Below are 24,768 nucleotides of genomic sequence, written 5' to 3'. Positions count from 1 at the left end.
GCTGGGTAGGTTTTGTCATGTTTTCCCCAAACAAAGGGGTAAAATAATGATCAAAGCTACAAACAGATGATCCATGAGGAAGACGCTAGATTTGCGTGCTAATTAAAAACCGTTTGAATCAAAGGCTGGTAGTCTCAGCTATTGATGTAAGTTAATCACCTATCAGTAGGGTGTCGGTTAGGAATACTGATTGCGGGAGATATCGTCACAGGCAGGCACAGTAAAGGCGGAGTAACACCATAAAGGTAGTGCAAAACCAGCTAAGATATAACTTTCAATGATAGGTCTCATTGGGTTCAAATTATGCTGTAGCAGTTGTGTTGTGGGCATGCCCAGCCGGACACCTCTATAAGCATATTTTTAAAGTTCGATGAAAGTTACATCCCCTAGTATTGAATGTTTTCTACGTGAGTAGTAATAAGCAATGTAGGCTCTCAAATTTTATATCGTATCCTCTCTTGTTGAATAGAGGCTACCTTTTCACCCTAGATTCTCACAATAACTGACACACTTGGCGATAACGAAGGAGGCCAGCTGGCTGTAGGTTAGCAAGCTTCAACACAAACAAGCCAGGAACCTCATGGGAACCCGTACCAATCAGCTGACCTTGAAAGAACGATACCAGATTGAGGCCCTACATGGGCAGAACTATTCAGCTCGAGCTATTGCACAACGCCTCCATAGATCCAATAAGACCATCTCTCGCGAGCTTGATCGTGTGTCGAGAGTGCCCACCGTCAGCCATTGCAACGGCGGCAGAAGCGCTTAAGCACACCAAGCCCAACTTTGCCATGCAGGTACAAATCGATCACCAGCTAAAAAATGCAAGCCTTGAACAAATCGCTGGGCGAATGTGGTTTGAGCGGTGTACGAAAATGGCTAGCTGTTCAACAATTTACCGATAGATCAGTCGACTTAACTGGAGGTCACGTCTGCCAAGGAAAGGCAAACCTTATCGTAAGCGGGCAAGTTCCGAGGCAGGCGTAAAGCTAATTCCAGAGCGCATAGATATTGATCAAAAGCTTGCGGTTGTCGATGAAAACACTGAGATCGATCACTGAGAAGGTGATACAGTTTATGGTCAAGATGGCTATCTGATGACGCTGGATGAACGAGTCTCCAAATTATTGCAGTCCCAAATAAGAGCAAGAAAATATTAAGTAGGGCAATCAAGCAGATGTTGAAGCCATATCAGGCCATCTGTAAAACCATCACCTTCGATAATGGCAGAGAATTTTCAGCTCATCAATCGGTTGCGCAGAAGTTAGGATGCAAAATATATTTTGCGAAACCTTACCACTCCTGGGAGCGTGGGCTGAACGAAAACACCAATGGTCTTTTGAGGCGCTTATTTCCGAAGGGAGTGGAAATTGGCAAGATACCAAGAATCCGTATTGATGATACAGAGTTTCGAATCAATACTCGACACGGGAAGGCGTTAAATTACTTGAGCTCACTGGAATTTTTGGTGGGTAAACGTGTGTCACTTATGTTGGTAATCTAGGCCTTTGTTTTTATACATAAATTCATTTGGTGGTTTTATCATCTTTGAGAAGTATTCGGAAGCATTAGACCACCACGTCCCTTTAGTATTACCAAGTATGTAAGCTATTGGGGTATTCTATAAGTAAAATAATAAATATTCCTAGTTTTAGTTTCCTGTATTCAACTCTGAAATAAATCAGCCTTTAGATATCTGCGGCAGATTTATTTTTCTTCTAATATTTGCTTAGGAGTATTCTAACCCAACTTTTTATGTGGCGATTATTTAAAGGTTCAACAGTTGCTACGACATCTTTTTGACTCACAGGGTTGAAGTGAGTATTTTTTGGAAAGTACTGGCGCAGCAAGCCATTAGTATCTCGCTCAAGCCTCTCTACCAGGATACATACGAATACGCAAAATAGACTGCTACATCCAGTGCCTCACAAATCTTCTCGTTCCGAGAAATTCTTTTCAATTATTGGCAGTAATGGTGTGTATTAAGTGTTTATATGGCTGAGTAGCACCATGGTAGCCTCAGTGACCAACTCTGCCGTCGTGCGCTCAACCTGTTGAGAGAGTTAATTTGTTCTTACCATCTACAATGCGGGATTTATTATCGATAATTTGTGACCGTTGTTCGATGCGAATGGCGTTCTTGGTGTGTCCTAGAGTTGACTTTTCATTAACTCGTTTGTCGTAGTGTCAATCTCTGATCCGCATTCTCATACAGGGGCCCACAACGCGGCTTATCAGCCCAGACATGCAGGTAAATAGTTTTATAGCTGATTCACAGGTTTTCTTCTTACTCTAGCTAGCCAGAAACTTTCTCTGGACTCCATTATAGCTTCAGCCTGCCATTTATCAGTGAAATGTTCATGGTTAGCAGCTTTGTTGGCAGTCTCGCCAGCCCATGCAGCTCTTCAGTCATCCATTAGGCTTGTTTATAGCGGTAACCATTGCCACCTTGATTGAGATCCATTTCCCTAGCGATCATAGGCTGGCTAACTCCAGTTTTCCTAGCGGTTGTCCTCTGGCTCCAGTGCACTTTCTTTAGCACCCAAACATGGCATCGTTGCTCTCAGGTCATGCCTTAATGTCTTGGCGGAAAAGAAGCGCCAGATATTACCTTCTGCTGGCCGTTCTTTTCTAGTTGATTAACTGATGTAACTTCAGAGTTGAGCGTAGGTTTCAAAATAATTATTTTCTACTTAAATTGATAATATATCGAGATTTTGGAGGTAAGTATTTCGTTAATATAGTTTATCGAATTGTATTTTTTGTGCGAATAATTACGGCAATTTAATTCTCCGGGATACCTTCTCGGAACGCCAGAGATGGGTCATTAATTGTCTGCGAGATGTCTATTTCTATATGATTGGTTTCTGGGGCTATGGGCAAATTTTTTGATGAATAAAAATCATGTTATTACCTGATGTCAGGTTGAGCATAAATATTGAATTGGTATGGCAGGTAACAATCCACGAAAAGGAAAGTAGATTTTTGTCCAAAGAAATTTTACAGGCTTCAACTTTATTTACAAGTACCAACTCCATCACCTTTTCCTTCTAGTGATACTGGTAACTTAGCTACTTGAAAAGATAAAAGAGGAGCCTAGCAGTCTAGTTTATTTAAGTTTCTCTAGTTGGTTTTAGATTAAGAAAATGGAATCTTATCTATATAAATTTATTGCTATATTTGAAGTGAGTTGGATGGGGCGAATGATAATCTTGGCAGGAGATGGGTGGCGTAATTTTAATCATTTTTGAAGATGTTGAAAAGTGAGGTGGTTTTTATCTTTATAATTTTTGTTGGAGGGGGTGGTTATCATTAGGCGACATATGTGGGTAATACGTTGATGGTGCCTTTTCAATATGCGTAAATTTGCGGCCACTACACTAAGTAAATATAAAAATTAGGTAGGAGACGTGTAATGGCGTGTAATTAATTTTGCATGACGAGGCTTGGCGGCTACGATAGCATGCCGCGCTGGCTAATTAGGCTATTGGTACTTTCAGAGCGTTATGTGTCAGAAAATTGTGCAATAAATAGCCCATCGCGGAAGGGCTCTGTGCACACAACTTGACCCAGTGCAAGAACTCTATAGAAGAATTTGAGTATATTATTCCAGTTCCTGGCTTGAGTCGGAGAGGACTGGTTCACAATTATCCAAGAAAAGATTGCTATGGGTTCAACAACTTCACGTACTGTTTGGCAAATTCAACGGGATGTGATCTACGCGTTGATTATACGCGAGATGAACACACGCTTTGGTAAGTGGCGACTTGGGTATGCCTGGGCACTGCTCGAGCCTGCCCTGCATATAATTGTGCTGGCTGGGATATTCAGCTTTATAGGACGAGAATTTTACCCTGGTATACCTACTCCACTGTTTATGCTTGGTGGAATTGCACCATTTTTGTTTTTTGGCCATTGCTTTTCCAAAGGAATTGCTGCTGTGTCTTCGAATCGAGGCTTATTTAACTATCGTCAGTTACGCCCCTTCGATGCAGTGTTAAGTAGAGTGTTATTAGAATTTACGATCTACATACTTAGTATGATTGCCTTGCTTGCTCTTTTTGCTTGGTTTGGTATCCGAGTTGCTTTTGGTAATTTCCTGTTACTTGTTGAAGTGAATTTTTTCTTTTTTTGCTTTTGCTTGGGGCTAAGTTTGGTTTTATGTGTTATAGGTGAGAGACTTCCAGAGTTATCAAAAGCACTTCTCTTTGTTATGCGCCCTTTATATTTTATCTCCGGAGTCTTTTTTTCTTTAGAGCAAATACCAACGGAATATCATGCCTACTTAGCTTGGAATCCTTTGGTGCATGTTATAGAGCTAACTCGAGAAGGTCTTTTTGCTAATTATGATGGTAAATTTGCTAATTTTAGGTATTTTTTATTTTCCTCGATAGCCATGCTTGCTATAGGACTTCTCGTCTATAGAGCCCATTGGCGGGATTTGGTACGTAGTCAATGATAAAACTAGAGAGCCTTACTAAGTCTTACCGTACGAATCATGGTCGCAAGGTACTGTTTCAAAATGTGAGCGCAACATTTCCTGAAGGTAAGAATATAGGCATTCTTGGGTGTAATGGTGCTGGTAAATCTACTTTGTTACGCATCATGGGGGGGATCGACTATCCAGATTCTGGGCGTGTTGTAACTGATCAAAGAATATCTTGGCCAATGGGCCTGTCTGGCGGTTTTCAGGGAAGTATGACTGGCAGAGAAAATGTTGCATTTGTTTGTGGGATACATGGCATCTGGAGAGAAGGCAAGCGGAGAGTGATGGATCAAGTGCAACAGTTTGCTGAAGTTGGTAATTATTTTGATTTACCCATTAAGAACTATTCATCTGGTATGCGGTCGCGTCTAGCTTTTGGTCTTAGTATTGCTGTAGATTTTGATGTTTATTTGGTAGATGAAGTGATGTCTGTTGGTGATGCACATTTTAAAAGGAAGTGTGAGTTGGTAATTGCTGAAAAGCGAAAAAGCTCTAACTTTATTATTGTAGCTCATGCAATGCAACTTTTGCGGAAAAATTGTGATGTAGGTATCTATCTTGATGGTGGACAGGTAAAGGTATGCCATTCTGTCGATGAAGCCATTGATTTGTATCAGGCTAGAATGCCAGACTCACAGAGGCAAAAAAATGAAATCACAAGCGCAGTGAATGTTTAAGCAATGAATATGGAAGTGAATTGCTCTTCAGTGTCTACAGAAAAGAAAAAATCTGTGCGCAAAATACTTGAATTGTTCGCCCTAAAAATTAGATATTTAATCGCTAGTATACTCCGCGAGAAAAAACAGGGGAGTAGTGGGGGTCTGTTCAGGCGCCATTTTGGTTTCACACTATTCGTGCTGCTTCCTTTACTAGTTGTAGGCCTTTATTACATGTTTTGGGTGTCTGAACGTTATGTGAGCATTACTCAGCTGATAGTTAAAGATACAGCCTCCTCTCCTGGTAGTTCACCTGGGTTGGGGTTTTTGATTCCTGGGATGGGGGCGGATAACCAGGATGCCTTCTTGGTTGTCAACTACATACAATCTCTCGATATGGCTCTTTATTTGGATAAGGAGTTAAAGTTGGCAGATTATTACAAAAGTAGCAGCCACGATCTGTTTTCCCGTTTGGCTAGGGACGCGACCCAGGAAGATTATCTGGCATACTATCGAGAACACACTGCCGTTGGGCACGATGAAGCCACTGGGATCATCACCATAGAAATACAGGCTTTTGACCCGATCTTTGCACGTTTGCTCATAGAGACGGTGACACAAAAATCTGAGGATTTTGTCAATGCTGTGAGTAATCAACTTGCTGATAAGCAGGTAGCATTTGTAAAAAACGAGGTAGAACTTGCACAAAGCAAGTTACGTATTACAAAGCAAGATATTCTCGATTTTCAGAATAGTAATAATGTGGTAAGCCCTGAAGAGTTAACTAAGGGGATTAGCAGTATTATTCAAAACCTTGAAGCCCGCTTAGCCGAGCAGCGAGCCAAGCTCACTGCAGCCAAAACATACCTAAATACGGATTCCTCTCAGATAATTTCCATGCAGGCGGAGATTGGCGCCTTAGAAAAGCAAATTGAGCTAGAAAAAATTCGGCTGGTGGGTATAGGTGATGAGGAGGGTGAGCACCGTCTCAATACACTGGGGGCTCATTTTCAGAATCTTGAGTTAGATTTACAGTTCGCTACTGATGCCTACGCCGCTTCTCTGAAAGCACTGGGGAGTGCTCGAATGGAGGCCTCCGGAAAGTTAAAGCATTTAATGGTGGTAACACAGCCCTCTCTCGCAGAGGAGGCGGAATATCCTCATAAACTTTATAACCTAGCAAGCTTGGCAGTAATATTATTGTTATTGTTTGGTATTGCAAAGATGCTTGTTGCCAGCATTCGCGATCATCGTATGTAAACCCTAATTATCGCCAGATTCGATAGGATAGATGGGGCGGGCGGTTAAGCCTGTCTTTATATAAATTGATTCAGAAAGATTGGCACAAATGATTACAGGAAAAGTAAGAAATTTAGGGCTTGGTCTGGGCCTGGTAGCTACGTTGGCTTGTCAAACAGCTTTTGCATTGGAAACCCAATTGGTAGATGATACGGTTCCAGCCGAGCAGCCGCCTTCTGGGGTGCCGGTGTTCGGTCAGCCGCTCTTCCAGGGGGGGTTCAAGGACCAGCCATTTAGCGGTTTTAATCCAGATTACCGTATAACCATTGGTGACCAGATTAATTTGCAGCTTTGGGGGGCTTACAGCTTTAGTGCTAGCTTGCCTGTTGACCCCAAGGGAAATATTTTTGTGCCGGAAGTAGGGCCCGTTCATGTTGCTGGAGTAAAGAATGGGACTCTTAACGACTTCGTATTACGTCATGTAAAGCGTGTTTTTAAAAATAATGTTCAAGCTTACGCCAATCTAGAGGCAAGTCAGCCAGTAAAGATTTTTGTAACTGGATATGTCAATAATCCCGGTCTTTATAACGGTTTCAGTTCAGACTCGATTCTATATTATTTGGATAGTGCTGATGGTATAGATCCAAAAAGTGGAAGCTTTATTGATATTAAGATTTTACGTCAAGGGAAGTTGATGCAGCGAGTAAATCTATACAATTTTTTGGTTGAAGGTATTATGCCCCCATTACAATTGCGTAGTGGTGATGTAGTGGTGGTTGGGGCCCGAAAAGGCTCGGTAACCGTTGATGGCGCCGTACAACAAGCTGCACAAATGGAATTCATCGGCCCCTATACTCAGCTCGGTGAAATTTTACTTGTCAGTAAACCTGATCCACAAGCTAATTTTGCACGAATTACTCAGGTTGTGAATGATGTGCAACAGGCTAACTATTTGCCTCTGGCTGAGGCTATGACAGCAAGGCTCTATCCCGGGGCGCAAGTTGAATTAGTTCGTGATAACGATGTGCAATCTATTTTGATTAAGGTATCAGGTGAGCTGGATGGACCCGCAACCTATGTGCTGCCCTATGGTGCTACTCTGGAAGAGCTTTTAGCTCAGCTAAGATTTCGCGAAAATGCGGATCAGAAATCTATTCAACTTTATCGAAAAAGTGTAGCGATAAAGCAGCGAGTAGCTCTAGATCGCTCACTCGATGCTCTTCAGATGGAGGTGTTAACTCGCCAACCGAATACCGACCTGGAAAAAACTGCACAAAAAGATAATGCCCTGATGATACAGAATTTTATCAGGCAGGCCCGTAAGGCAGAGCCAAGGGGGCAAGTTGTCATTGCCGACAATCCAAATGCTGCTGAAATGTTACTCGAGGATGGTGACGAAATAGTCGTTCCTTTGAGAGCCTCTACAGTATCAATTGTAGGTGAGGTTATCTTTCCTACTTCATTGGTTTTCAACAAAAAACGTACTCTAGAAAACTATATCGACCTAGCGGGTGGTTTTGCTAATAATGCAAATCGCAGTGAGCTAGTTATTTTACATCTTGATGGTACTATCAGCCGCATTGATGACAAAGATTTTGATAATCGACTTGGGGATAGGCTGCGTCCTGGTGATGAGATTATGGTAATGCCAAAAATCCAATCTAGTGAATTACAGGTAACTAAAGATGTAACCGAAATTTTGTACCGTATTGCTGTTGGGACTGCGGCAGTCCTGTCATTTTAGAAAGCTATAGAAAGTAGTAGTAGGATAATTAGTATTACTACTTGTTGATATTGAAGCACACTGATAAATGGTCACAGCAGCAGAACACCAAATTACAAGTTCTTCTGCACCGATGTGAGGTTAAAAAGTTGGAAGGGATTATGGGGGCGACTGACAGTGGGCGCAGGGGGATTATCCTGGCAGGCGGTAAGGGTGAGAGGCTTTATCCGCTTACTAGAGGTGTTAGTAAGCAGCTGATGCCGGTGTACGATAAGCCAATGATCTACTACCCACTTACCACGCTAATGTTGGCAGGTATTCGTGAAATACTCATCATTACTAGACCCCAGGATCAGTATTTGTTTCAGACGTTGTTAGGTGATGGAGCCCAGTGGGGCATTAGCCTTACCTATGCGGTACAGTCCTCACCAAATGGTTTGGCTGAGGCATTCATTATTGGTCGCAATCATATTGGCAATCGGCCAAGTGCGTTGATTTTAGGGGATAATATTTTTTATGGCGACCATTTTAGTGAGCTATTAAACAGAGCAGACAATCGCCGGCAAGGAGCTACAATATTTGGTTACCGAGTTGCGGACCCTTGTGCTTATGGTGTGGCTGAATTCAACTCCCGTGGCAAAGTTATTAGTATTGATGAGAAACCGTCAGAGCCTAAGTCCAATTACGCTGTTACAGGCCTATATTTATATGATAACCAAGTGTGTGATTTGGCGAAAGAAGTCCGACCGAGTCATCGGGGTGAACTAGAGATTACTGATCTAAATCGAATCTATCTGGATAGAGAAGAACTTAATCTTGAATTGATGGGTCGCGGTTCGGCTTGGCTGGATACTGGTACACACGATAACCTGCTAGAGGCAGCTCACTTTGTCCAGGCCATTGAGCGTCGCCAAGGATTGAAAATTGCGTGTCCGGAAGAGGTTGCCTTTCGGAAAGGTTTTATTTCTGCCGATGAACTTGAAAGTCAAGCTCGATTACTCATAAAAAGCGGTTACGGTGAATATCTGATGCAGCTGTTGGAGGAGTCCCTGAGAGATCATACTTTTGGACGGTGATTGAGTTGGTTGATTAGTGGTAAAAATGATATGAAACTCACAGAGACTAAAATACCTGGCGTGGTAGTTATTGAGCCGAATATCTTAGGCGATCAGCGAGGTTTCTTTTACGAGTCTTACCGTCAAGATTTATTTCGTCGAGCGTGTGGTGAGCGGGTATTCGTTCAGGATAATCACAGTAAATCCACCCAGGGTGTACTTCGTGGTCTTCACTATCAAAGTCAACAACCACAGGGAAAGCTGGTCCGTGTTATCTCTGGAGAGGTATTTGACGTGGCGGTAGACCTACGGCGTGGTTCCTCTACTTTTGGGCAGTGGGTTGGCGAGTTACTCTCAGCAGAGAACCGACGTCAGCTTTGGATACCAGAGGGTTTTGCACATGGCTTCTATGTAACTAGTGAGTCCGCAGAGTTTGTCTATAAATGCACTGACTATTATTTTCCAGAGTACGAATGCTCGCTACGCTGGGATGACCCGACTCTTAATATAGATTGGCCATTAATTAATGGTGAATTACCCAAACTCTCTGTAAAAGATGCTGAAAGTAGGCTTCTAATAGACATAGTAATGTAAAATTGATTACTCATTTATCCTAATAAAGTTGGCCTGCTGTAAATCCTAAATTTAGATGCTGCCTATGGCCGCAATCAATATGGCCGAAAGGTCTAGAGTGCTCTAAAGACATTAAACGACCAGAATTACCAAGATTGATCTATGAAAATTTTACTAATAGGCAAGGATGGCCAACTGGGTCGTGAACTGAGGAAGTCCGTACCTCAACGTGCAGAACTTATTGGCCTAGGCCGCAAGGAACTGGATATTTGCCAACGAAATAGCGTTATGGAAGCAGTATCCTCTGAGTTGCCGGATATAGTCATTAATGCTGCTGCCTACACGGCAGTAGACAAGGCCGAGTCTGAGCCAGAGCAGGCTTTTAGAGTAAATGCTTATGGCGCTGAGAATTTAGCTTTGGCGTGTAAAGAGTTTGGCGCCCGTCTTATTCATGTGTCAACCGACTTTATATTCGATGGTCAAAAGTCTAGTCCATATTCACCGACTGACCCTATAAGGCCTTTGTCTGTATACGGGAAAAGCAAAGCTGCTGGAGAAATAGCTGTTCAGGAAATACTGCCTGAAGCGGTCATAGTCCGTACATCTTGGATTTACGCGCAGGTAGGTTATAACTTCGTTAATACTATGCTGTATCTGATGAATGAGCGGGATCATTTGAGCGTTGTAGCAGACCAAATTAGTACGCCAACCAGTACCCACACTTTGTCGGAAAGCATTTATGCTCTGGTGGGACAGCCAAAAACAAAAGGCATTTATCATTGCACTGACGCTGGCATCGCGAGTTGGTACGACTTTGCTGTAGCGATTTACGAGGAGAGCAAAATGGTTGGTCTTTTGCCAGTAGATAAACACGTTCAGATACAGCCAGTAAAGTCGCTGGATTACCCAGCTCAGGCAACGCGCCCAGCCTATAGCGTATTGGACAAACACCGTGTCCTAAGTGAGCTGGGAATAGAGCTAAAGCACTGGCGACAGGCATTGCGGCAGATATTGCAGGAAAAGGCTGCTCTTTAAGAGTGCAATGAAATATTTCGATCCTCCTTTGTAGATGAAATTTACCTGGGAACGATGCACGATTTGATTTGGTTGACGAAAAAAAGAAACTAAAGAAATATAATGAGTAATTTACTAGTCACCGGTGGTGCTGGTTTTATAGGTGCCAACTTTGTCCATTATTGGATGGAAGCCTACCCGCACGATAAAGTCGTCGTGCTGGACGCGCTCACCTATGCCGGTAACAGAGCCAATATTGCCCTAATGGCGGACGCTCCAAACTTCTATTTTTGTCAGGGTAATATTTGTGAAACTGGGCTGGTTGAACGATTGCTTCAGGAACATAAAATCGACACCCTGGTGCACTTTGCTGCAGAGAGCCATGTAGACCGATCTATTACAGGCCCTGATACGTTTATTGAAACCAACATCGTTGGTACTTATAGTCTTCTCAAAGCTGCGAAGAAAATCTGGTTGGATGGCGGCTTAAATCAGGATAGGCATCATTTTCATCATGTCTCAACTGACGAGGTTTTCGGCACTCTGGGCCCTAACGATTCAGCTTTCAGTGAGGGTTCCTCATACGCCCCAAATAGTCCATATTCTGCCAGTAAAGCTGCATCAGATCACTTGGTGCGTGCTTACCATCAAACCTACGGGTTAAACGTTACCACCAGTAACTGTTCAAATAATTACGGACCCTACCACTTTCCGGAAAAACTAATACCGCTCGTGATTACCAATGTTTTGCAGAATAAGCCGCTACCGATTTATGGAGATGGTCATCAGATTCGTGACTGGCTCTATGTTGTTGATCACGTACACGCTATCGACTTGGTGATCAAGAAGGGGCAGATTGGTGAGTGCTACAATATCGGCGGAAATAATGAATGGAGTAATCTAGACGTTGTTAAATTTATATGTCAGCGTATGAATGATAAATTCGCCAATAATGTCCAATTGAGAGAGAAATACCCCCAAGCAAAAAAAGTGTTATTGGGGCAGAGTCAGGACCTGATTACGTATGTTTCCGACCGAGCGGGGCATGATCGTAGATATGCGGTAGACTCAAGAAAAGCTAATTTTCAGATTGGTTTCCAACAGAAAGAAACCTTCGATTCGGGTATCCAGAAAACGATTAACTGGTATTTATCAAATGATGCTTGGTGGAAGTCTGTTAAGAATGGCAGCTCTCAGGAATGGATGCCAGTCCAATTAGAAACCAAACAAGTTAAACATGGTGGAAGATAGTAATGGATGAAAAATATAAAATTCAGTTGCTAATAGATTCCCCTCTCTTCGATGCTGATTGGTACAAAGCTCAGCACCCGGATATAGAAAGTATCAAGCTTACCCCTGAGCAGCACTATCTTCGCTATGGGTGGCGTATGGGGCGGAGTCCGTCGGCTTTGTTTTGTGGTGAAAGTTATCAACAGAGTTATCCGGACGTAGTTCAGAGCAATGAAAATCCTCTTGTGCACTATTTACGTTTTGGTCGGCGTGAGGGACGTGAGGTTCAGCCTCTTAGGCATAAGACGCGGATGATTCAGCAAGACATCAGTATGGGTATTGCTCAGGCGTCTTCTTCTAAATCTGATGATCAGTTTCAGTCAGGTGACAGAGTATGTAGTCAGCTGGATGATACGCAGTGGCTGCTGGAAAAGTATTTTCGACGTTGTCATGAGCTCGAATATCAGCTTATGGATGGAAAATAGTAGGGTTTTGATTTTTAAAGGAAGTTTTAGATGAAGGTACTTATTGTATTTGGAACCCGTCCAGAAGCTATTAAAATGGCGCCATTGGCCTTAAAGCTCCATGGTGACCCTCGGTTCGATATAAATGTCTGTGTCACTGCGCAACACAGGGAAATGCTTGATCAAGTGCTCAGCCTATTCGAGCTGAAGCCTGACTTCGACCTAAACCTAATGAAGCCGGGCCAGGACTTAACGGATGTGACCGCTGGTATTCTACAGGGAATGCGTAATGTTCTGGCGGAGGCTAAGCCGGATATTGTGCTTGTGCATGGTGATACTGCGACAACATTTGCTACTACGTTGGCAGCATATTATCAGCAAATTCCAGTCGGGCATGTGGAAGCCGGTCTACGTACTGGCAACCTCTATTCGCCGTGGCCGGAAGAAGCCAATCGTAAGCTTACCGGTGCTTTGGCAGAAAAACACTTTGCTCCAACAGAAAATTCAAAAAAAAACTTGCTGAATGAAGGAGTAGCTGAAAATAAAATTTTTGTTACTGGTAATACGGTAATTGATGCTCTGTTAGAAGTAGTTCGAAAGCTGGATAGTGACCAATCATTCTCTGAAGAGCTGGCCAGAAAATTCATATTTCTGGATGATGCTCGGAAATTGATTTTGGTGACCGGGCATAGGCGGGAGAGCTTCGGTGATGGATTTGAACGTATTTGCCAGGCACTGGCTGCCACTGCTAAAGCGCATCCGGATACTCAAATAGTTTATCCAGTACACTTGAATCCGAATGTGCGTGAACCAGTTAATCGACTATTGAAGGGCATAGACAATATTCATCTAATCGAACCCTTGGATTACTTGCCATTTGTCTACTTGATGAATAGAGCCAATATCATCCTCACGGATTCTGGAGGTATACAAGAAGAGGCCCCCTCACTCGGAAAACCTGTACTTGTAATGCGCGACACTACTGAGCGTCCTGAAGCGGTTGCAGCCGGAACGGTTAAACTGGTTGGAACTGAGGTTGGAGTTATTACACGGGAGCTGAACTCTTTACTAACAGACAGAGAGGCTTATAAGAAAATGAGCTTCGCACACAATCCGTACGGTGATGGCGAAGCATGTAATCGAATTGTAGAAGCGTTGATTGATTTTAAGCATTAGTTAGGAACATAAGGAATCGCTATACAATAGTTGTAGCAATTTCTCAAAGAGCGAACAGGAAGAATTTTTTAGGGATAACCATGAATTTTGAAACTATCTCCGTTATTGGACTGGGCTATATTGGTTTGCCTACAGCTGCAGTGATCGCTTCAAGGCGAAAGAAAGTAATCGGCGTAGATGTAAACCAGCATGCTGTTGATACGATCAATAAGGGCAATATCCATATTGTTGAGCCTGAACTGGATATGATTGTACACGCAGCGGTGATAGAAGGTTATTTGCAGGCCACTACGAAGCCACAACCTGCTGATGCGTTTTTGATTGCTGTTCCTACACCTTTTAATTCAGATGCTGACGGCAGGCAACATAAGGCAGACCTCAGCTATATTGAGTCAGCCTCAAAAGCTTTGGCCCCGGTACTTAAAGTCGGTGATCTGGTAGTTCTGGAGTCAACGTCACCTGTGGGAGCTACAGAGAAAATGTCTGCATGGCTTGCAGAAACCCGCCCTGACCTTACCTTCCCTCAGACTCATGGTGAAACCTCTGATATTCGTATAGCACACTGCCCAGAGCGGGTATTACCTGGGCATGTGGTTCGTGAGTTAGTGGAAAATGACAGGGTAATAGGCGGTATGACGCCAAAATGTTCTGAGGTTGCCAAAGCCCTGTATCATATTTTTGTTGAAGGGGAATGCCTAGTAACTACAGCTCGAACCGCAGAAATGACTAAGCTGACCGAGAATAGCTTTAGGGATGTAAATATTGCGTTTGCCAATGAGCTTTCTGTTATCTGCAATAAATTGGATATTAATGTCTGGGAGTTGATCTCCCTAGCGAATCGCCATCCGCGTGTCGATATTCTTCAACCTGGAGCAGGGGTAGGTGGGCACTGTATAGCCGTGGATCCATGGTTTATTGTCGACTCCTGTCCTGAGGAGGCACAATTGATCCGAGCTGCACGTGAAGTCAACGATGGCAAGCCGCAATGGGTATTGAGTCAAGTGAAGGATGCTCTAAAGAAGATTCAACACAAAAATCCTGGATATACCAGCGGTGATATTACGGTTGCCTGTCTAGGTATCGCCTTCAAGCCTGATATTGATGACCTTCGCGAAAGCCCGGCGTTGAGTATTGTGAATGCGGTTGCTGAGCTTGGTTGCCAAGTACAGATTGTCGAGCCAAACATCGAATCTTTACCAAGAAAACTTGAGCACACAAATGTAGAGTTAGTACCTCTAAAGCGGTCATTAGCTGAAGCTGATGTCGTTTGTGTACTGGTTAAGCACAGTCCTTTTGTTAGAGAAGTTGAATTTGTGTCAGCTAAAAACAATGTTATCGACGCTGTAGGTCTTCTCAGCTAATTCACGAGCGAGCAGCTCCTGTCGCTCACATCTAACTGTATTCGTCAGTTTGCTAACCGTCGGACAGAATTCCCTATGGATGTACTGTTAAAACACGCTCAAAAACTTGCAGACCACTCTGTAAATAGAATCAATACCCCAATTCGTGGCCGCATAGCCTACATGGTGAGTCACGGACAAAGTTATGCCAGTAATGGTTATGCGGTGCGAACCCAGGGGGTTGCCAAGGCGCTGAATGAACATGGCTTCGAGACGCTATGTTTTGTCCGCCCAGGTCGACCGTGGGAGCTGGGTGCTACAAAAAAGGCAATCAGACCTGAAGCAGAGGTCAATGGGGTGAGGTATATCCATAGCCGCTGGCCTAATGATAGGGCACCGAATGACGAGAGGGCTCATTTGGAAGCCAGTGTGGCACGTTTTATTGAGCTATTTCAGATCTTCCGGCCTGCGGCAGTACTGGCGGCCTCTGATTATATTGTAGGGCTACCAGCGTGGATAGCAGCAAAACGCCTTGGCTTGCCTTTCTACAACGAAGTGCGGGGTTTTTGGGAGCTTTCCCGTGCGGCTCAAGAGTTAGGCTTTGAGAATACCCTGGCATTTAAACGGGAGGCTGAACGTAATGCTTTCGTGGGGAGGCAGGCTTTAAAGGTCTTCACCCTGAACCAGTCGATGCAGGCAGAGCTAGTTGTCCGTGGAGTGGATATCGATAAAATCCACATAGTGCCCAATGGTATCAGTGAAATGCCCAGGATCAAGAGCCCTGATTCAGCCTTGAGGCGTCGATTAGGTATCAACCCGGATGACAAAGTGGTGGGTTATGTCGGGAGTTTCAACCTCTATGAAGGGCTGAATATTCTTATTGATGCATGTGCGGAACTAAACAAGCAAGGCAAGAAATTAAAACTACTGTTGGTGGGAGATGAGCAGCCATTAGATGAAGTGGTCGATACTCAGAGAACTCTGGTACGTGAACCCTGGCTAATTCAAGTAGGGCGGGTACCCCATGAACAAGTTGCGGATTATTATGCGCTAATTGATGCTGTAGTGATTCCGCGCAAAAGACTATCTGTGTGTGAATTGGTATCCCCAATTAAGGCATCGGAGGCTTTGGCGTATGGAAAGAGATTAATAGTATCGGATGTGACACCACTGAAAGAAGTTTCCGCTAAGCATGAGGGCGTAACCACATTTGAGGCGGGTAACTCCAATAGCTTGATGAAAAGTATCCAGCAAAGCCTGGATACGCCTATTCCCTCACCCAGAATATTGGCAATGGTCAAACATGTGAGGCCGCTAGTAAAGGTACTGAGGGGAGAGCCTCCAGAGCATGGACAAGTTGCTAGCGATGCTTCTGCGTTCAATGTAGACAATCTTGTCCTCTTGGCTAATCAGGTGCTCGAACAACCCACAAGGCCAATTGTTGAATCCGTTCAGGGGCGCGTCGCGTTGGTTGTCAGCCATGGTCGGAGTCACAGTCAGGGCGGATATGCTAAGCGAACCCTTCAAATTGCCAAATTACTCAAAGCCAGAGATATAGAAGCATTATGCTTCGTGCGATGGGGTCAGTCATGGCAGGTGAGAAATGGCTATGAGGCTGAGCAGCGCAAAACTATGGTGGAGGGCATTCCGTACATCCAGGGCTTGTATTCGGATAATACCATCACCAAGCGAGCAGAGCTTTGCCTGGAAGCAGATGTTGAAGCCTATATTGAGACCTTTAGGGAGTATCGGCCGGTAATTGTTATTGCTGCTGGTGATTTTACATCTTCCTTGCCTGCGATAATTGCAGCAAAGAAATTATCCTTGCCCGTCATTAAAGAGTATCTTCATTACGCAGATGCTTTTCTTGATGAAGATATCCCAAGATATTTTTCTGATATAAACTTTGAGGAAAAGTACGCTCTTGAGCAAGTTTGCGAAAAAATGGCTGATAGAAAATATTATTTGTATCCGGAAAATACAGAGAGCTGGAATACGTTTCTTGAGGTTATTAGTCAAGTTAGTCAGCCAGCATCACGCCGTGATCAAATAGCTGTACTATCGCCTAAGGCTATTTATACGATTAGGCAACCTGTCGATGGCAGAGGGTTGTATTACCTTGAATTAGAAGTTGAAGATGAATCAGGGGGGAGCCCAAAGGGGTTAGTCGCAAGCTTTAGATTCTTTGATGCGAATGGGGAAAGAATTATAAATGAATTGCAAGGTTTTTCATCCTCTAAAGCTTATCCTCTATATCAGTATGTTGATACTTCGAAATCTAACGAATCGGGAAGAGTATTAATATTCTCCATTCCTACTGAAATCTGCAAGATGGAGGTAGATATTGTCGCCTTTTCGATAAAAGGAAAGTTAAACATAAGAAAAGCGAATCTCGGTAAGGTTGGAGTTGAATCTGTTGCTCGCTGGCTTAGCCTAGCTGTCCCGGGTGTCGAATGGATCAAAGCTGTCGAGTCCTATATCCATAAGGAAGGCGCTACCAGCTTACGATTAGCGCTTCTGAATTATAAATATATGCTTTCCAAGCATCCGAATGATCTGTCAAAACTTAACGGCGCGATTCAAGAAATGGTCGAGCAGGATCGGACTTGGGTACCGAATTTGGTTCAAAGTGGCGAAGTCCTCAAGATAAAAGGAACTGAAAAGCTTACAGTTGCACACCTGCATAAGACAGCGTATCCCTATGAAAATAGCGGTGGAGCTATTCGTTGTCTAAACACTGCTCTTTCCCAGAAAAGGATTGGAATTGATCCGTACATCATCACCCCAATTGGGTATCCAAGGTCAGCTGGAGTCGCTGACACAAAAAATCATGAGGTGATTGAAGGGGTTGAGCATTTTAGAATCGGTGCCAATACGGATGGGCTGAGAGGGATATCGTTTCCTGACCGCACAAATTACTCGGCATTTCATATAGCCAAGATTCTAAAGGACCGTGGAGCAAACATACTCCATGCGGCGTCTGGTGTTAGAGGGTATGAGTTGGCACTTCAAGCTTTAGCAATAAAGCGGGTGACAAGATTGCCGCTGCTTTATGAAGTTAGATCTTTTCATGAGCACACCTGGACGCCTGTGCGAAATGATGTAATGGATCTTGAGAAAACAAAGCTTAGAGTGATCAAAGAAGATTTTTGTATGGCTGAAGCAGATTTTGTTACAACGATCTCCTATAGCATGAAAAAAATACTCATAGAGCGCGGTATTTCTCCCGATAAAATCGAAGTTATTCCAAATGCAATTGATGAAGCCAAATACTTAGGTAATGAGTTCGAGCCAGCAGACATTCCTGAACTGCAGGGTGCTGATTACGTGGTCGGTTACATCTCAAATATGTCTCTTCGAGAGGGACATGAATACCTTATACGGGCAATTCACCAATTAAGAAAGATCTCGGGGCTTGATGTTAGAGGACTTTTGGTTGGGAATGGTCCTGAGCATAATAATCTGAAGAGATTGGCTGTTGAGTTAGGGCTTGAGGAAGTTATTTTCTTTCCAGGCGAGGTCGATCATAGTCAGATTAATTCTTACTACAAAGCGATTGATCTATTTGTTATTCCACGTATCCCTGATTATGCCGCTGACTGGGTTACACCACTAAAACCTTACGAAGCTATGGCGTTGGAGCGCCCCATTGTTGTAACGGATCTGCCCGCCTTGAAGGAGATCGTAGGAGAAAACGAGGAGAGAGGGCTTGTTGCTAAGCCTGCGGATGTGGATAGCTTGGTTGAGAAGTTACAAGACTATATTAATAATCCAGCAATGAGAGAGAGTAAGGTTAAAACGGCAAAGAAATGGGTCTTTGCCGAGCGTACCTGGAGTGCTAATGCTAAACGCTACGATTCTATTTATCGCCATTTAATTGCAGTGGCCAGTAAGGCTGAAGAGAAGGTGCAGCATGCTTAAGGTCATTGATTCACCCGAAAAACTATGGCAGAGCTGTGCGGAGCTATCCAAGGATCTGGATGTCACTTACTCAGAGCTATTTGGTAGACCTAAAGAACATCTTGTGCTTGCCTATGGTCCCGTAGCGCAAAGAAATCAATACCAAGCTTTGCTATATTCAGCCCACAATATTTTTAATGTCAGTCTATTGCCAATTCATAAACTTGACCTGTGTGGAGAAATTCCTTGGCCAGGAAAAGTAGTTTGCCATTTTCATTGGCTGCACGATAAAACAAAGCGTGCTAAGACTGAAGATGAGGCTAATGAGGCTGTTGTTTATTGGGAAAAACTGATTCGGAGAATCAAAGAAAACGGTCACAAGATCGTCTGGACAGTTCACAATGTAATGCCACATGAAACTGTTTGGGTAGAGCAGGATAAGCAGATTCACCAATTAGTGGCAGATGCAGCCGATGCGGTGCACATAATGGCGAGTGACAGTGCAAACTTGACAGAGCAGTACTACCTGTTGAACGAAAGGAAAACATTTTTAGTCCCTCATCCAACCTACGAAGGTGCGCAGCCAGATAAAATTACACGTGAAGAGGCAAGGAAAAAGCTTCAGATTAAAAAAGATGAGTTTGTCTTTCTTTCTTTTGGCGCGATTATGGAATACAAAGGGTATGACCGTTTGATGTCGGCTTATGATTGTTTAAGAGATAGGTCAAAATATAAAGTTCGCTTGATTGTTGCGGGTTTACCGTCTGATAGGGATTTAGTAGATAAAATAAAAAAATGGGGAGAAAATAAGGAGGAGGTAATCCTGGATATGACCCCTGTTCCTAGTGAAGATATTCAGGTTTACTTCCGCTCTGCTGATTATTCTGTTTGTCCTTACTATCGCACGATGAATTCAGGTGCGGCAATGATGGCGATTACTTTTGATGTTCCGGTAATTGGACCGAATAGTGGAGGCTTTCTAGATCTTGAAAAAAGCGGCTGCGGAATTACATTTGATAATTCGAAGCTGTCTTCACTAATCGATGTTATGCAGGATTTGGTTGAAAGAAAAAAAATATCATCAGAGGCTCTGGCTAGATCTAAGCAGAAGCTTTCGCCTTGCTCTATTTCTCAGTCTTTTTTTCAGAGCGTTCAATCGTTGGTGCATCACGGTTCTCTCTGAAGGTCTAAAATTTTTTAGGTGATATTTTAATGATAGTATATTTTCATATAGGCACACATAAAACGGGGACAACAAGTATTCAGTCCTTGTTGCATAATAATAAAGATAAGCTCTTTGAAAATGGAATTTTATATCCTGAGTCTGGTTCCACAAAAACGAATGCTCATCATAATCTTGTTTACGAATCGGTGTCTTCTTGGAAGTATAAGTCGGCATTTGGGGGGTGGTCTGAGTTAGAGAGGGAGGTATCCGAGAAGCAGTGTGATAAAGTTGTTTTGTCTGCTGAAAATTTTAGCGGTTACTATAAAAGTAGTCAGGTAATAAGTGATATATTGTTTTTTTGTGAAAAATTGAATGCAAAGCCCGTTATAGTTGTCACAATTAGGCCTCAAGTAGAATACATAGATTCTATTTATTCGCAAAACTGTGCGACGGGATATGAATCTAGGAAATATGATGAATTTCTAATGGGTTGTCTTTCTGATCCTGCTTTTAAATTCGAGGTTTTGTTGGGAAGGTGGTTTGATGCTTTTTCAGATGTAAGGGTTTTGGATTATACGAAATTCCCTGAAAATGAAAATTTCTCTAGTTTTTTTTCTGCTATTGACTGTAATGTTGTTTTTTCAGTCCCAGAAGGTGCGAGTCCACTTAATAGTCGACGTTCGGCGCATGTTGTTGAGTTCTGCCGAAAGGCAAATGAAGTTTTGGCTGGCTCTAAGTATTTAAGGCCGGAAGTAAGGCATAGAGTAATATCTAAAGTTGCGAGTCTTACTGCTTTGAAATTTGAAGATTCCTCTCCTTTTTTGGGTATGGATAAGAGGAAGGCGCGCTTAGTAGATGGCGTCTTTAGTCTGCAGAATCATGATTTTTTTCGTCGAAGACTAGGCGGTGAAATATTATTTAATAATCTTGATGTGAGTAAAGGTCGATCAAATAAATCCTCTGTTCTAGATGTCGAAAGCTCTGGAAAAGAGTGCTTTGGTAGTTTTATGTCTATATACACTGACGCTCTCATGGAAGTTGTTTCTTGACTAGAAATTTCATTGGGATATGTGCTTATGTCGAAGTCGTTTTTGATGGTTTACGAAAGTGAAATAAGTGGTGAGCTGTTAGCAGAATTTCCAGGGGAGGAAGGGGATTGTAAGATTATAAAAAGCGAAAAAGAATTTTTGAGGAATGTAAATACAGAAATTTTGGGTGGGCTAGTTAATAATGTGCCCGCTCCATCTTCCTTGTGAGATGCTGTAGGTTCGTTTTTGGGAGGAGGTGTGATTTTCTATCAAACACCGGTTGGCACTCATTCCAGAGTGCCGATGATAACAGGTAAGGTACTTAATTTGTATTTAGCTGCTTAGTAGTCCTTTTATTTTTTAATAATAGTTTTCCCTGAAGGTGATATATGCATATTGTAATTATAGCGGGCGGGACTGGCTCACGCTTGTGGCCAGTTTCCAGGGAAGCAAATCCCAAGCCATTCATTCAAATGGAGGATGGGCTTTCTCTGCTTCAGAAAACCTACTTACGGGGAAGAACCACAGGTGTTATAGAGAGCGTCACTACTGTTACTAATCGTGATCTCTTCTTCCGCACCGAGGATGAGTATCGTGAGTTATCACCTTCTGAGCCACTTCATTACATATTAGAGCCCTTCGGTCGCAATACGGCCCCCGCAGTGTATGCCGCTGCTATGGAATTACAGCAACGCTATGGAGATAGTGCACTAATGCTGGTTCTTCCCGCGGATCATCTAGTACGTGATGAAGCTGCTTTTGCGAAGGCTGTTGTATTAGCTTCCGAGGTGGCCGCTGAAGGGCGCTTGGTCACCTTTGGTATTCAACCCACACACGTGGAAACGGGTTTCGGCTATATAGAGATCGCTGAGGGATGTGATGTTTCGGGTCAACATGCGTTCAACGTCGAAGGCTTTGTAGAGAAGCCCAACCGAGATTTAGCAGAGCAGTATTTTGTCAGTGGCAGCCACCTGTGGAACTCGGGAATGTTTTGCTTCCAAGTAGGCAGTTTGTTGGATGAAATGGCAGCGCATGCGCCTAGCCTTGCGCAAAGTATGGCTGTTGCCCTGGAGGGTTCTAGCCGCAGTCAAGGGAATGGGCATACCGTAACGCGGCTTGAACCAGAAACGTTCGGTATGGTGGAGGATGACTCCATCGACTATGCGCTAATGGAAAAGTCTTCGCGTGTATCGGTAGTGCCATGTGATCTGGGCTGGAGTGATATAGGCTCCTGGCAGGCCATGGCAGAGTTACTTGAGCCGGACGCCGACGGCAATCGGGTGACGGGGAGTGCCGAACTGGAAGGTACTCGTAATACTTACGTTCGTAGTTCTCACCGCTTGACGACTGCGGTAGGGGTGGAAGACCTGGTAATCATTGATACACCTGACGCTCTGTTGGTGGCTCATAAGGACCGTAGCCAGGATGTGAAGAAAGTGGTGCAGAGACTCAAGGCAAGTGGAGGTGAGCTGCATCATCAGCATGTCACGGTGCATCGACCTTGGGGAACTTATACCGTTTTGGAGGAGGGCGAGGGTTTCAAGATGAAGCGTATAGAAGTAAAGCCGGGAGCCTCCTTGTCACTGCAAATGCACCACCACCGGAGTGAACATTGGATAGTGGTTCGTGGTACCGCCAAGGTAGTCAATGGTGACAAGGATATTCTTCTACGAACTAATGAGTCTACCTACATTCCGGCTGGTCATAAGCATAGGTTGGAGAACCCCGGTATCATTGCCCTGGTAATGATCGAAGTCCAGAGCGGGGAATACTTGGGGGAAGATGACATTGTCCGCTTTGAAGATAGCTATGGCCGCTGTTGATGATAGTGGAGCAAGTTAACTTCTGATGCGCAGTTCCCTGTGCGGTTTCTATTAATTAGTCGCCAGTCATGCGAGAGGAAGCACTTTCTCAAGATTTAGTATGTCGGATCTTTAATAGCTATGGTCAGTTAAAAGGCTTAACTGCTCAGTATAGCCAGAAAATAAAGGTCAAATGACGTATTGCCCCAGCTGTTCGGGGTCTGAAGTTGGGTTCCTAAGTCAGCTAAAGGCCATAGGGCTGGGATTCTTGCCACATTGGAGAATTGCGGTATCGTATATCTGTGTTCTTCCTGTATTGGCAATGCCTAGCTGTTGCGCTGTTATCTTGAGATGGCTAACGAGTTTAATGCTTCTATCTTGGACAAGTAGAAAATGACTAATTTTTACTAGGTGGCGGATGGTATTGAATGACTCGAAAAAATTGCCCCTAGATGTTTGTATAATAAATATTTATTGGAGTTGTCAGCTGTTATGTCTGATAAAAAAATGGATGACTTTTCTAGAATTCTGGAGAGGCTTGAAAAAAGGCTCCTTAAGGCTGGCAAAGAAAACTCCATAAAGATGACTCGTGACTTGATTACGGTTCAGAATCGTCTCTACATGCAGCTGGAAAGTCTGAGCTGGCTGCAGCGTCGCCTATCTATCAAAGGGCAGCTTCCCGGATTACGTGGCTGGGCGGCCTCACCTGATGTTCTTCTTCATCTGCATACACACATCATGACTTCCCGGCCCTCAGTGGTCGTAGAGTTTGGTAGTGGTGCTTCTACATTGGTAATTGCTGATGCGCTGCGTCAAAACGGTATGGGAAAACTAATATCCATTGAGCACAGTAATCATTACGGTGTGCAAACATTGGCAACACTAGAAGCCGAATATTTACAGACGTGGGTGGACTTACGCATAGGAGATTTGGAATCCTGGGAGGACGAACACATGAGCCCTAAGAATGCTGAGAAGCCTGCACGTTGGTATCCGAAGTCACTGCTGAATGGGGTCGAAAGTGTAGACCTGCTTTGGGTGGATGGGCCCCCAGGGGTTACATGCCTATATAGTCGCTACCCGGCGCTACCGGCGATGTCAGATAGGCTTTCTACAAAGGCTGAAGTCTGGATGGACGATACTATTCGTCAGGAGGAGAAGGATATCTGTGAGCGCTGGGGGCAGGATCATGGTTTTCAGCTGGAATACTATCCGTTAGAAAAAGGCCTTGGGCGACTGACTCGAGCTGTATGAAAATCTCATTGATGCCTTTGTTAATTTCTTGCGGTGACGTATTGGGAAGTTTTGTTGGGCTGAGTATGCTGAAGATTAGAAAGTGGGGTGAGGGCTGAGAGTGGTTGTTGCGGAGTCATGTGATGATAAAATTATTTAGGCTCTCAGGCTCTCAGGCTCTCAGGCTCTCAGGCTCTCAGATTTCCTTTTGTGCGTTCGAAATATTATTGTTTTTCCAATGAATGCAAAAAATATTTTGGGAAAATTTTCTAGGTTCGTAGTGGAAAAATTTTGAAGTTGGAATTGATTTTTGTATTTGAAGGTTAGAGTGTTGTTCGTATGTGTATCCTTATTGGCAAGAAAGTGAAGATGTGCCCTCATATTGTCAGCGTTTTCTAGAACTGATGAAGGGTATTGGTCTAGATTTTGATCGAATTCCCATTGCAGATTAACTATTCGTGTGGGCTTTCGCTGGATATTTATGGTTGTTTCATCAGGTCCAGGCAGGTATTGACGATGAATAATATTTGCCGAGGAATAAAGTTATTTGTGGCCCTGGAATCGATCAATATAACTTTGACCTTCAATATCTGAATTTCATTAAATACTTTGGACGCCTCCCTCACAAGTCCGATTAATGACAGTCGCCTAGGCAAAACTAGGCCATAACCTTGATTTTGAGTA

At 43.6% G+C, this 24,768-nt stretch carries 19 protein-coding genes; all 19 read left to right on the top strand.

Annotation, left to right across the window (positions count from 1 at the left end; translation table 11 throughout):
- The first annotated feature begins 580 nt into the window (after nucleotides 1-580).
- The 19 genes from ACCI51_RS00210 to ACCI51_RS00120 all read left to right on the top strand — a co-directional run bounded on the left by ACCI51_RS00210 (nucleotide 581) and on the right by ACCI51_RS00120 (nucleotide 24,105).
- On the top strand, nucleotides 581-769 hold the full coding sequence (locus ACCI51_RS00210; protein WP_371842180.1) for a helix-turn-helix domain-containing protein: 189 nt from the start codon (nucleotides 581-583) through the stop codon (nucleotides 767-769).
- Between the two features lie 354 nt (nucleotides 770-1,123).
- Nucleotides 1,124-1,504, top strand: a complete 381-nt coding sequence (locus ACCI51_RS00205) for an IS30 family transposase (protein ID WP_371842433.1) — start codon at nucleotides 1,124-1,126, stop codon at nucleotides 1,502-1,504.
- 2,163 nt (nucleotides 1,505-3,667) lie between these two features.
- Entirely contained in the window at nucleotides 3,668-4,459 is a 792-nt protein-coding gene (locus tag ACCI51_RS00200) for an ABC transporter permease (protein ID WP_371842179.1), read from the top strand.
- On the top strand, nucleotides 4,456-5,163 hold the full coding sequence (locus tag ACCI51_RS00195; protein WP_371842178.1) for an ABC transporter ATP-binding protein: 708 nt from the start codon (nucleotides 4,456-4,458) through the stop codon (nucleotides 5,161-5,163). The genes ACCI51_RS00200 and ACCI51_RS00195 overlap by 4 nt, the downstream gene beginning before the upstream one ends.
- A 3-nt stretch (nucleotides 5,164-5,166) precedes the next feature.
- A complete protein-coding gene (locus ACCI51_RS00190; RefSeq protein ID WP_371842177.1) occupies nucleotides 5,167-6,402 on the top strand; it encodes a hypothetical protein in 1,236 nt (411 codons plus the stop codon).
- Nucleotides 6,403-6,490: 88 nt separating this feature from the next.
- Nucleotides 6,491-8,125, top strand: coding sequence for a polysaccharide biosynthesis/export family protein (locus ACCI51_RS00185; RefSeq protein ID WP_371842176.1), 1,635 nt, complete (start codon nucleotides 6,491-6,493; stop codon nucleotides 8,123-8,125).
- 140 nt (nucleotides 8,126-8,265) lie between these two features.
- Nucleotides 8,266-9,180: a glucose-1-phosphate thymidylyltransferase RfbA gene (gene rfbA / locus ACCI51_RS00180; RefSeq protein WP_371842431.1), complete on the top strand. Its 915-nt coding sequence runs from the start codon at nucleotides 8,266-8,268 to the stop codon at nucleotides 9,178-9,180.
- Between the two features lie 30 nt (nucleotides 9,181-9,210).
- On the top strand, nucleotides 9,211-9,753 hold the full coding sequence (rfbC, locus tag ACCI51_RS00175) for a dTDP-4-dehydrorhamnose 3,5-epimerase (RefSeq protein WP_371842430.1): 543 nt from the start codon (nucleotides 9,211-9,213) through the stop codon (nucleotides 9,751-9,753).
- A 141-nt stretch (nucleotides 9,754-9,894) separates the two neighbouring features.
- Nucleotides 9,895-10,767 (top strand): dTDP-4-dehydrorhamnose reductase, encoded by an 873-nt coding sequence (gene rfbD, locus ACCI51_RS00170; protein ID WP_371842175.1) that lies wholly within the window; start codon nucleotides 9,895-9,897, stop codon nucleotides 10,765-10,767.
- Between the two features lie 99 nt (nucleotides 10,768-10,866).
- Nucleotides 10,867-11,997, top strand: a complete 1,131-nt coding sequence (gene rfbB / locus ACCI51_RS00165) for a dTDP-glucose 4,6-dehydratase (RefSeq protein ID WP_371842429.1) — start codon at nucleotides 10,867-10,869, stop codon at nucleotides 11,995-11,997.
- A gap of 2 nt (nucleotides 11,998-11,999) precedes the next feature.
- On the top strand, nucleotides 12,000-12,461 hold the full coding sequence (locus ACCI51_RS00160) for a hypothetical protein (protein ID WP_371842174.1): 462 nt from the start codon (nucleotides 12,000-12,002) through the stop codon (nucleotides 12,459-12,461).
- Nucleotides 12,462-12,491: 30 nt separating this feature from the next.
- Nucleotides 12,492-13,616 (top strand): non-hydrolyzing UDP-N-acetylglucosamine 2-epimerase, encoded by a 1,125-nt coding sequence (gene wecB / locus ACCI51_RS00155; protein ID WP_371842173.1) that lies wholly within the window; start codon nucleotides 12,492-12,494, stop codon nucleotides 13,614-13,616.
- An 80-nt stretch (nucleotides 13,617-13,696) separates the two neighbouring features.
- Nucleotides 13,697-14,977, top strand: coding sequence for a UDP-N-acetyl-D-mannosamine dehydrogenase (wecC, locus tag ACCI51_RS00150; RefSeq protein WP_371842172.1), 1,281 nt, complete (start codon nucleotides 13,697-13,699; stop codon nucleotides 14,975-14,977).
- 75 nt (nucleotides 14,978-15,052) lie between these two features.
- On the top strand, nucleotides 15,053-18,877 hold the full coding sequence (locus ACCI51_RS00145) for a glycosyltransferase (RefSeq protein WP_371842170.1): 3,825 nt from the start codon (nucleotides 15,053-15,055) through the stop codon (nucleotides 18,875-18,877).
- Nucleotides 18,870-20,039: a glycosyltransferase gene (locus ACCI51_RS00140; RefSeq protein WP_371842169.1), complete on the top strand. Its 1,170-nt coding sequence runs from the start codon at nucleotides 18,870-18,872 to the stop codon at nucleotides 20,037-20,039. Before ACCI51_RS00145 ends, ACCI51_RS00140 begins: the two co-directional genes overlap by 8 nt.
- Before the next feature lie 29 nt (nucleotides 20,040-20,068).
- Entirely contained in the window at nucleotides 20,069-21,070 is a 1,002-nt protein-coding gene (locus tag ACCI51_RS00135; protein ID WP_371842168.1) for a hypothetical protein, read from the top strand.
- A 27-nt stretch (nucleotides 21,071-21,097) separates the two neighbouring features.
- On the top strand, nucleotides 21,098-21,277 hold the full coding sequence (locus ACCI51_RS00130; protein WP_371842167.1) for a hypothetical protein: 180 nt from the start codon (nucleotides 21,098-21,100) through the stop codon (nucleotides 21,275-21,277).
- 161 nt (nucleotides 21,278-21,438) lie between these two features.
- Entirely contained in the window at nucleotides 21,439-22,872 is a 1,434-nt protein-coding gene (locus ACCI51_RS00125; RefSeq protein WP_371842166.1) for a mannose-1-phosphate guanylyltransferase/mannose-6-phosphate isomerase, read from the top strand.
- A gap of 471 nt (nucleotides 22,873-23,343) precedes the next feature.
- Complete coding sequence (locus tag ACCI51_RS00120; protein ID WP_371842165.1) at nucleotides 23,344-24,105, top strand: class I SAM-dependent methyltransferase; 762 nt, start codon at nucleotides 23,344-23,346, stop codon at nucleotides 24,103-24,105.
- The last annotated feature ends 663 nt before the right edge of the window (nucleotides 24,106-24,768 follow it).

Source organism: Microbulbifer echini, assembly GCF_041447225.1.
Taxonomy (GTDB): Bacteria; Pseudomonadota; Gammaproteobacteria; order Pseudomonadales; family Cellvibrionaceae; genus Microbulbifer; species Microbulbifer echini.
Note: the sequence above shows the minus strand (reverse complement) of the source record. Positions and strands in the feature narration are given on the sequence as shown.

Coding starts and splice junctions, on each gene's coding strand:
- ACCI51_RS00210 (WP_371842180.1), top strand. CDS start 581: ATGGGAACCCGTACCAATCAGCTGACCTTGAAAGAACGATACCAGATT.
- ACCI51_RS00200 (WP_371842179.1), top strand. CDS start 3,668: ATGGGTTCAACAACTTCACGTACTGTTTGGCAAATTCAACGGGATGTG.
- ACCI51_RS00195 (WP_371842178.1), top strand. CDS start 4,456: ATGATAAAACTAGAGAGCCTTACTAAGTCTTACCGTACGAATCATGGT.
- ACCI51_RS00190 (WP_371842177.1), top strand. CDS start 5,167: ATGAATATGGAAGTGAATTGCTCTTCAGTGTCTACAGAAAAGAAAAAA.
- ACCI51_RS00185 (WP_371842176.1), top strand. CDS start 6,491: ATGATTACAGGAAAAGTAAGAAATTTAGGGCTTGGTCTGGGCCTGGTA.
- rfbA (WP_371842431.1), top strand. CDS start 8,266: ATGGGGGCGACTGACAGTGGGCGCAGGGGGATTATCCTGGCAGGCGGT.
- rfbC (WP_371842430.1), top strand. CDS start 9,211: ATGAAACTCACAGAGACTAAAATACCTGGCGTGGTAGTTATTGAGCCG.
- rfbD (WP_371842175.1), top strand. CDS start 9,895: ATGAAAATTTTACTAATAGGCAAGGATGGCCAACTGGGTCGTGAACTG.
- ACCI51_RS00160 (WP_371842174.1), top strand. CDS start 12,000: ATGGATGAAAAATATAAAATTCAGTTGCTAATAGATTCCCCTCTCTTC.
- wecB (WP_371842173.1), top strand. CDS start 12,492: ATGAAGGTACTTATTGTATTTGGAACCCGTCCAGAAGCTATTAAAATG.
- wecC (WP_371842172.1), top strand. CDS start 13,697: ATGAATTTTGAAACTATCTCCGTTATTGGACTGGGCTATATTGGTTTG.
- ACCI51_RS00145 (WP_371842170.1), top strand. CDS start 15,053: ATGGATGTACTGTTAAAACACGCTCAAAAACTTGCAGACCACTCTGTA.
- ACCI51_RS00140 (WP_371842169.1), top strand. CDS start 18,870: ATGCTTAAGGTCATTGATTCACCCGAAAAACTATGGCAGAGCTGTGCG.
- ACCI51_RS00135 (WP_371842168.1), top strand. CDS start 20,069: ATGATAGTATATTTTCATATAGGCACACATAAAACGGGGACAACAAGT.
- ACCI51_RS00130 (WP_371842167.1), top strand. CDS start 21,098: ATGTCGAAGTCGTTTTTGATGGTTTACGAAAGTGAAATAAGTGGTGAG.
- ACCI51_RS00125 (WP_371842166.1), top strand. CDS start 21,439: ATGCATATTGTAATTATAGCGGGCGGGACTGGCTCACGCTTGTGGCCA.
- ACCI51_RS00120 (WP_371842165.1), top strand. CDS start 23,344: ATGTCTGATAAAAAAATGGATGACTTTTCTAGAATTCTGGAGAGGCTT.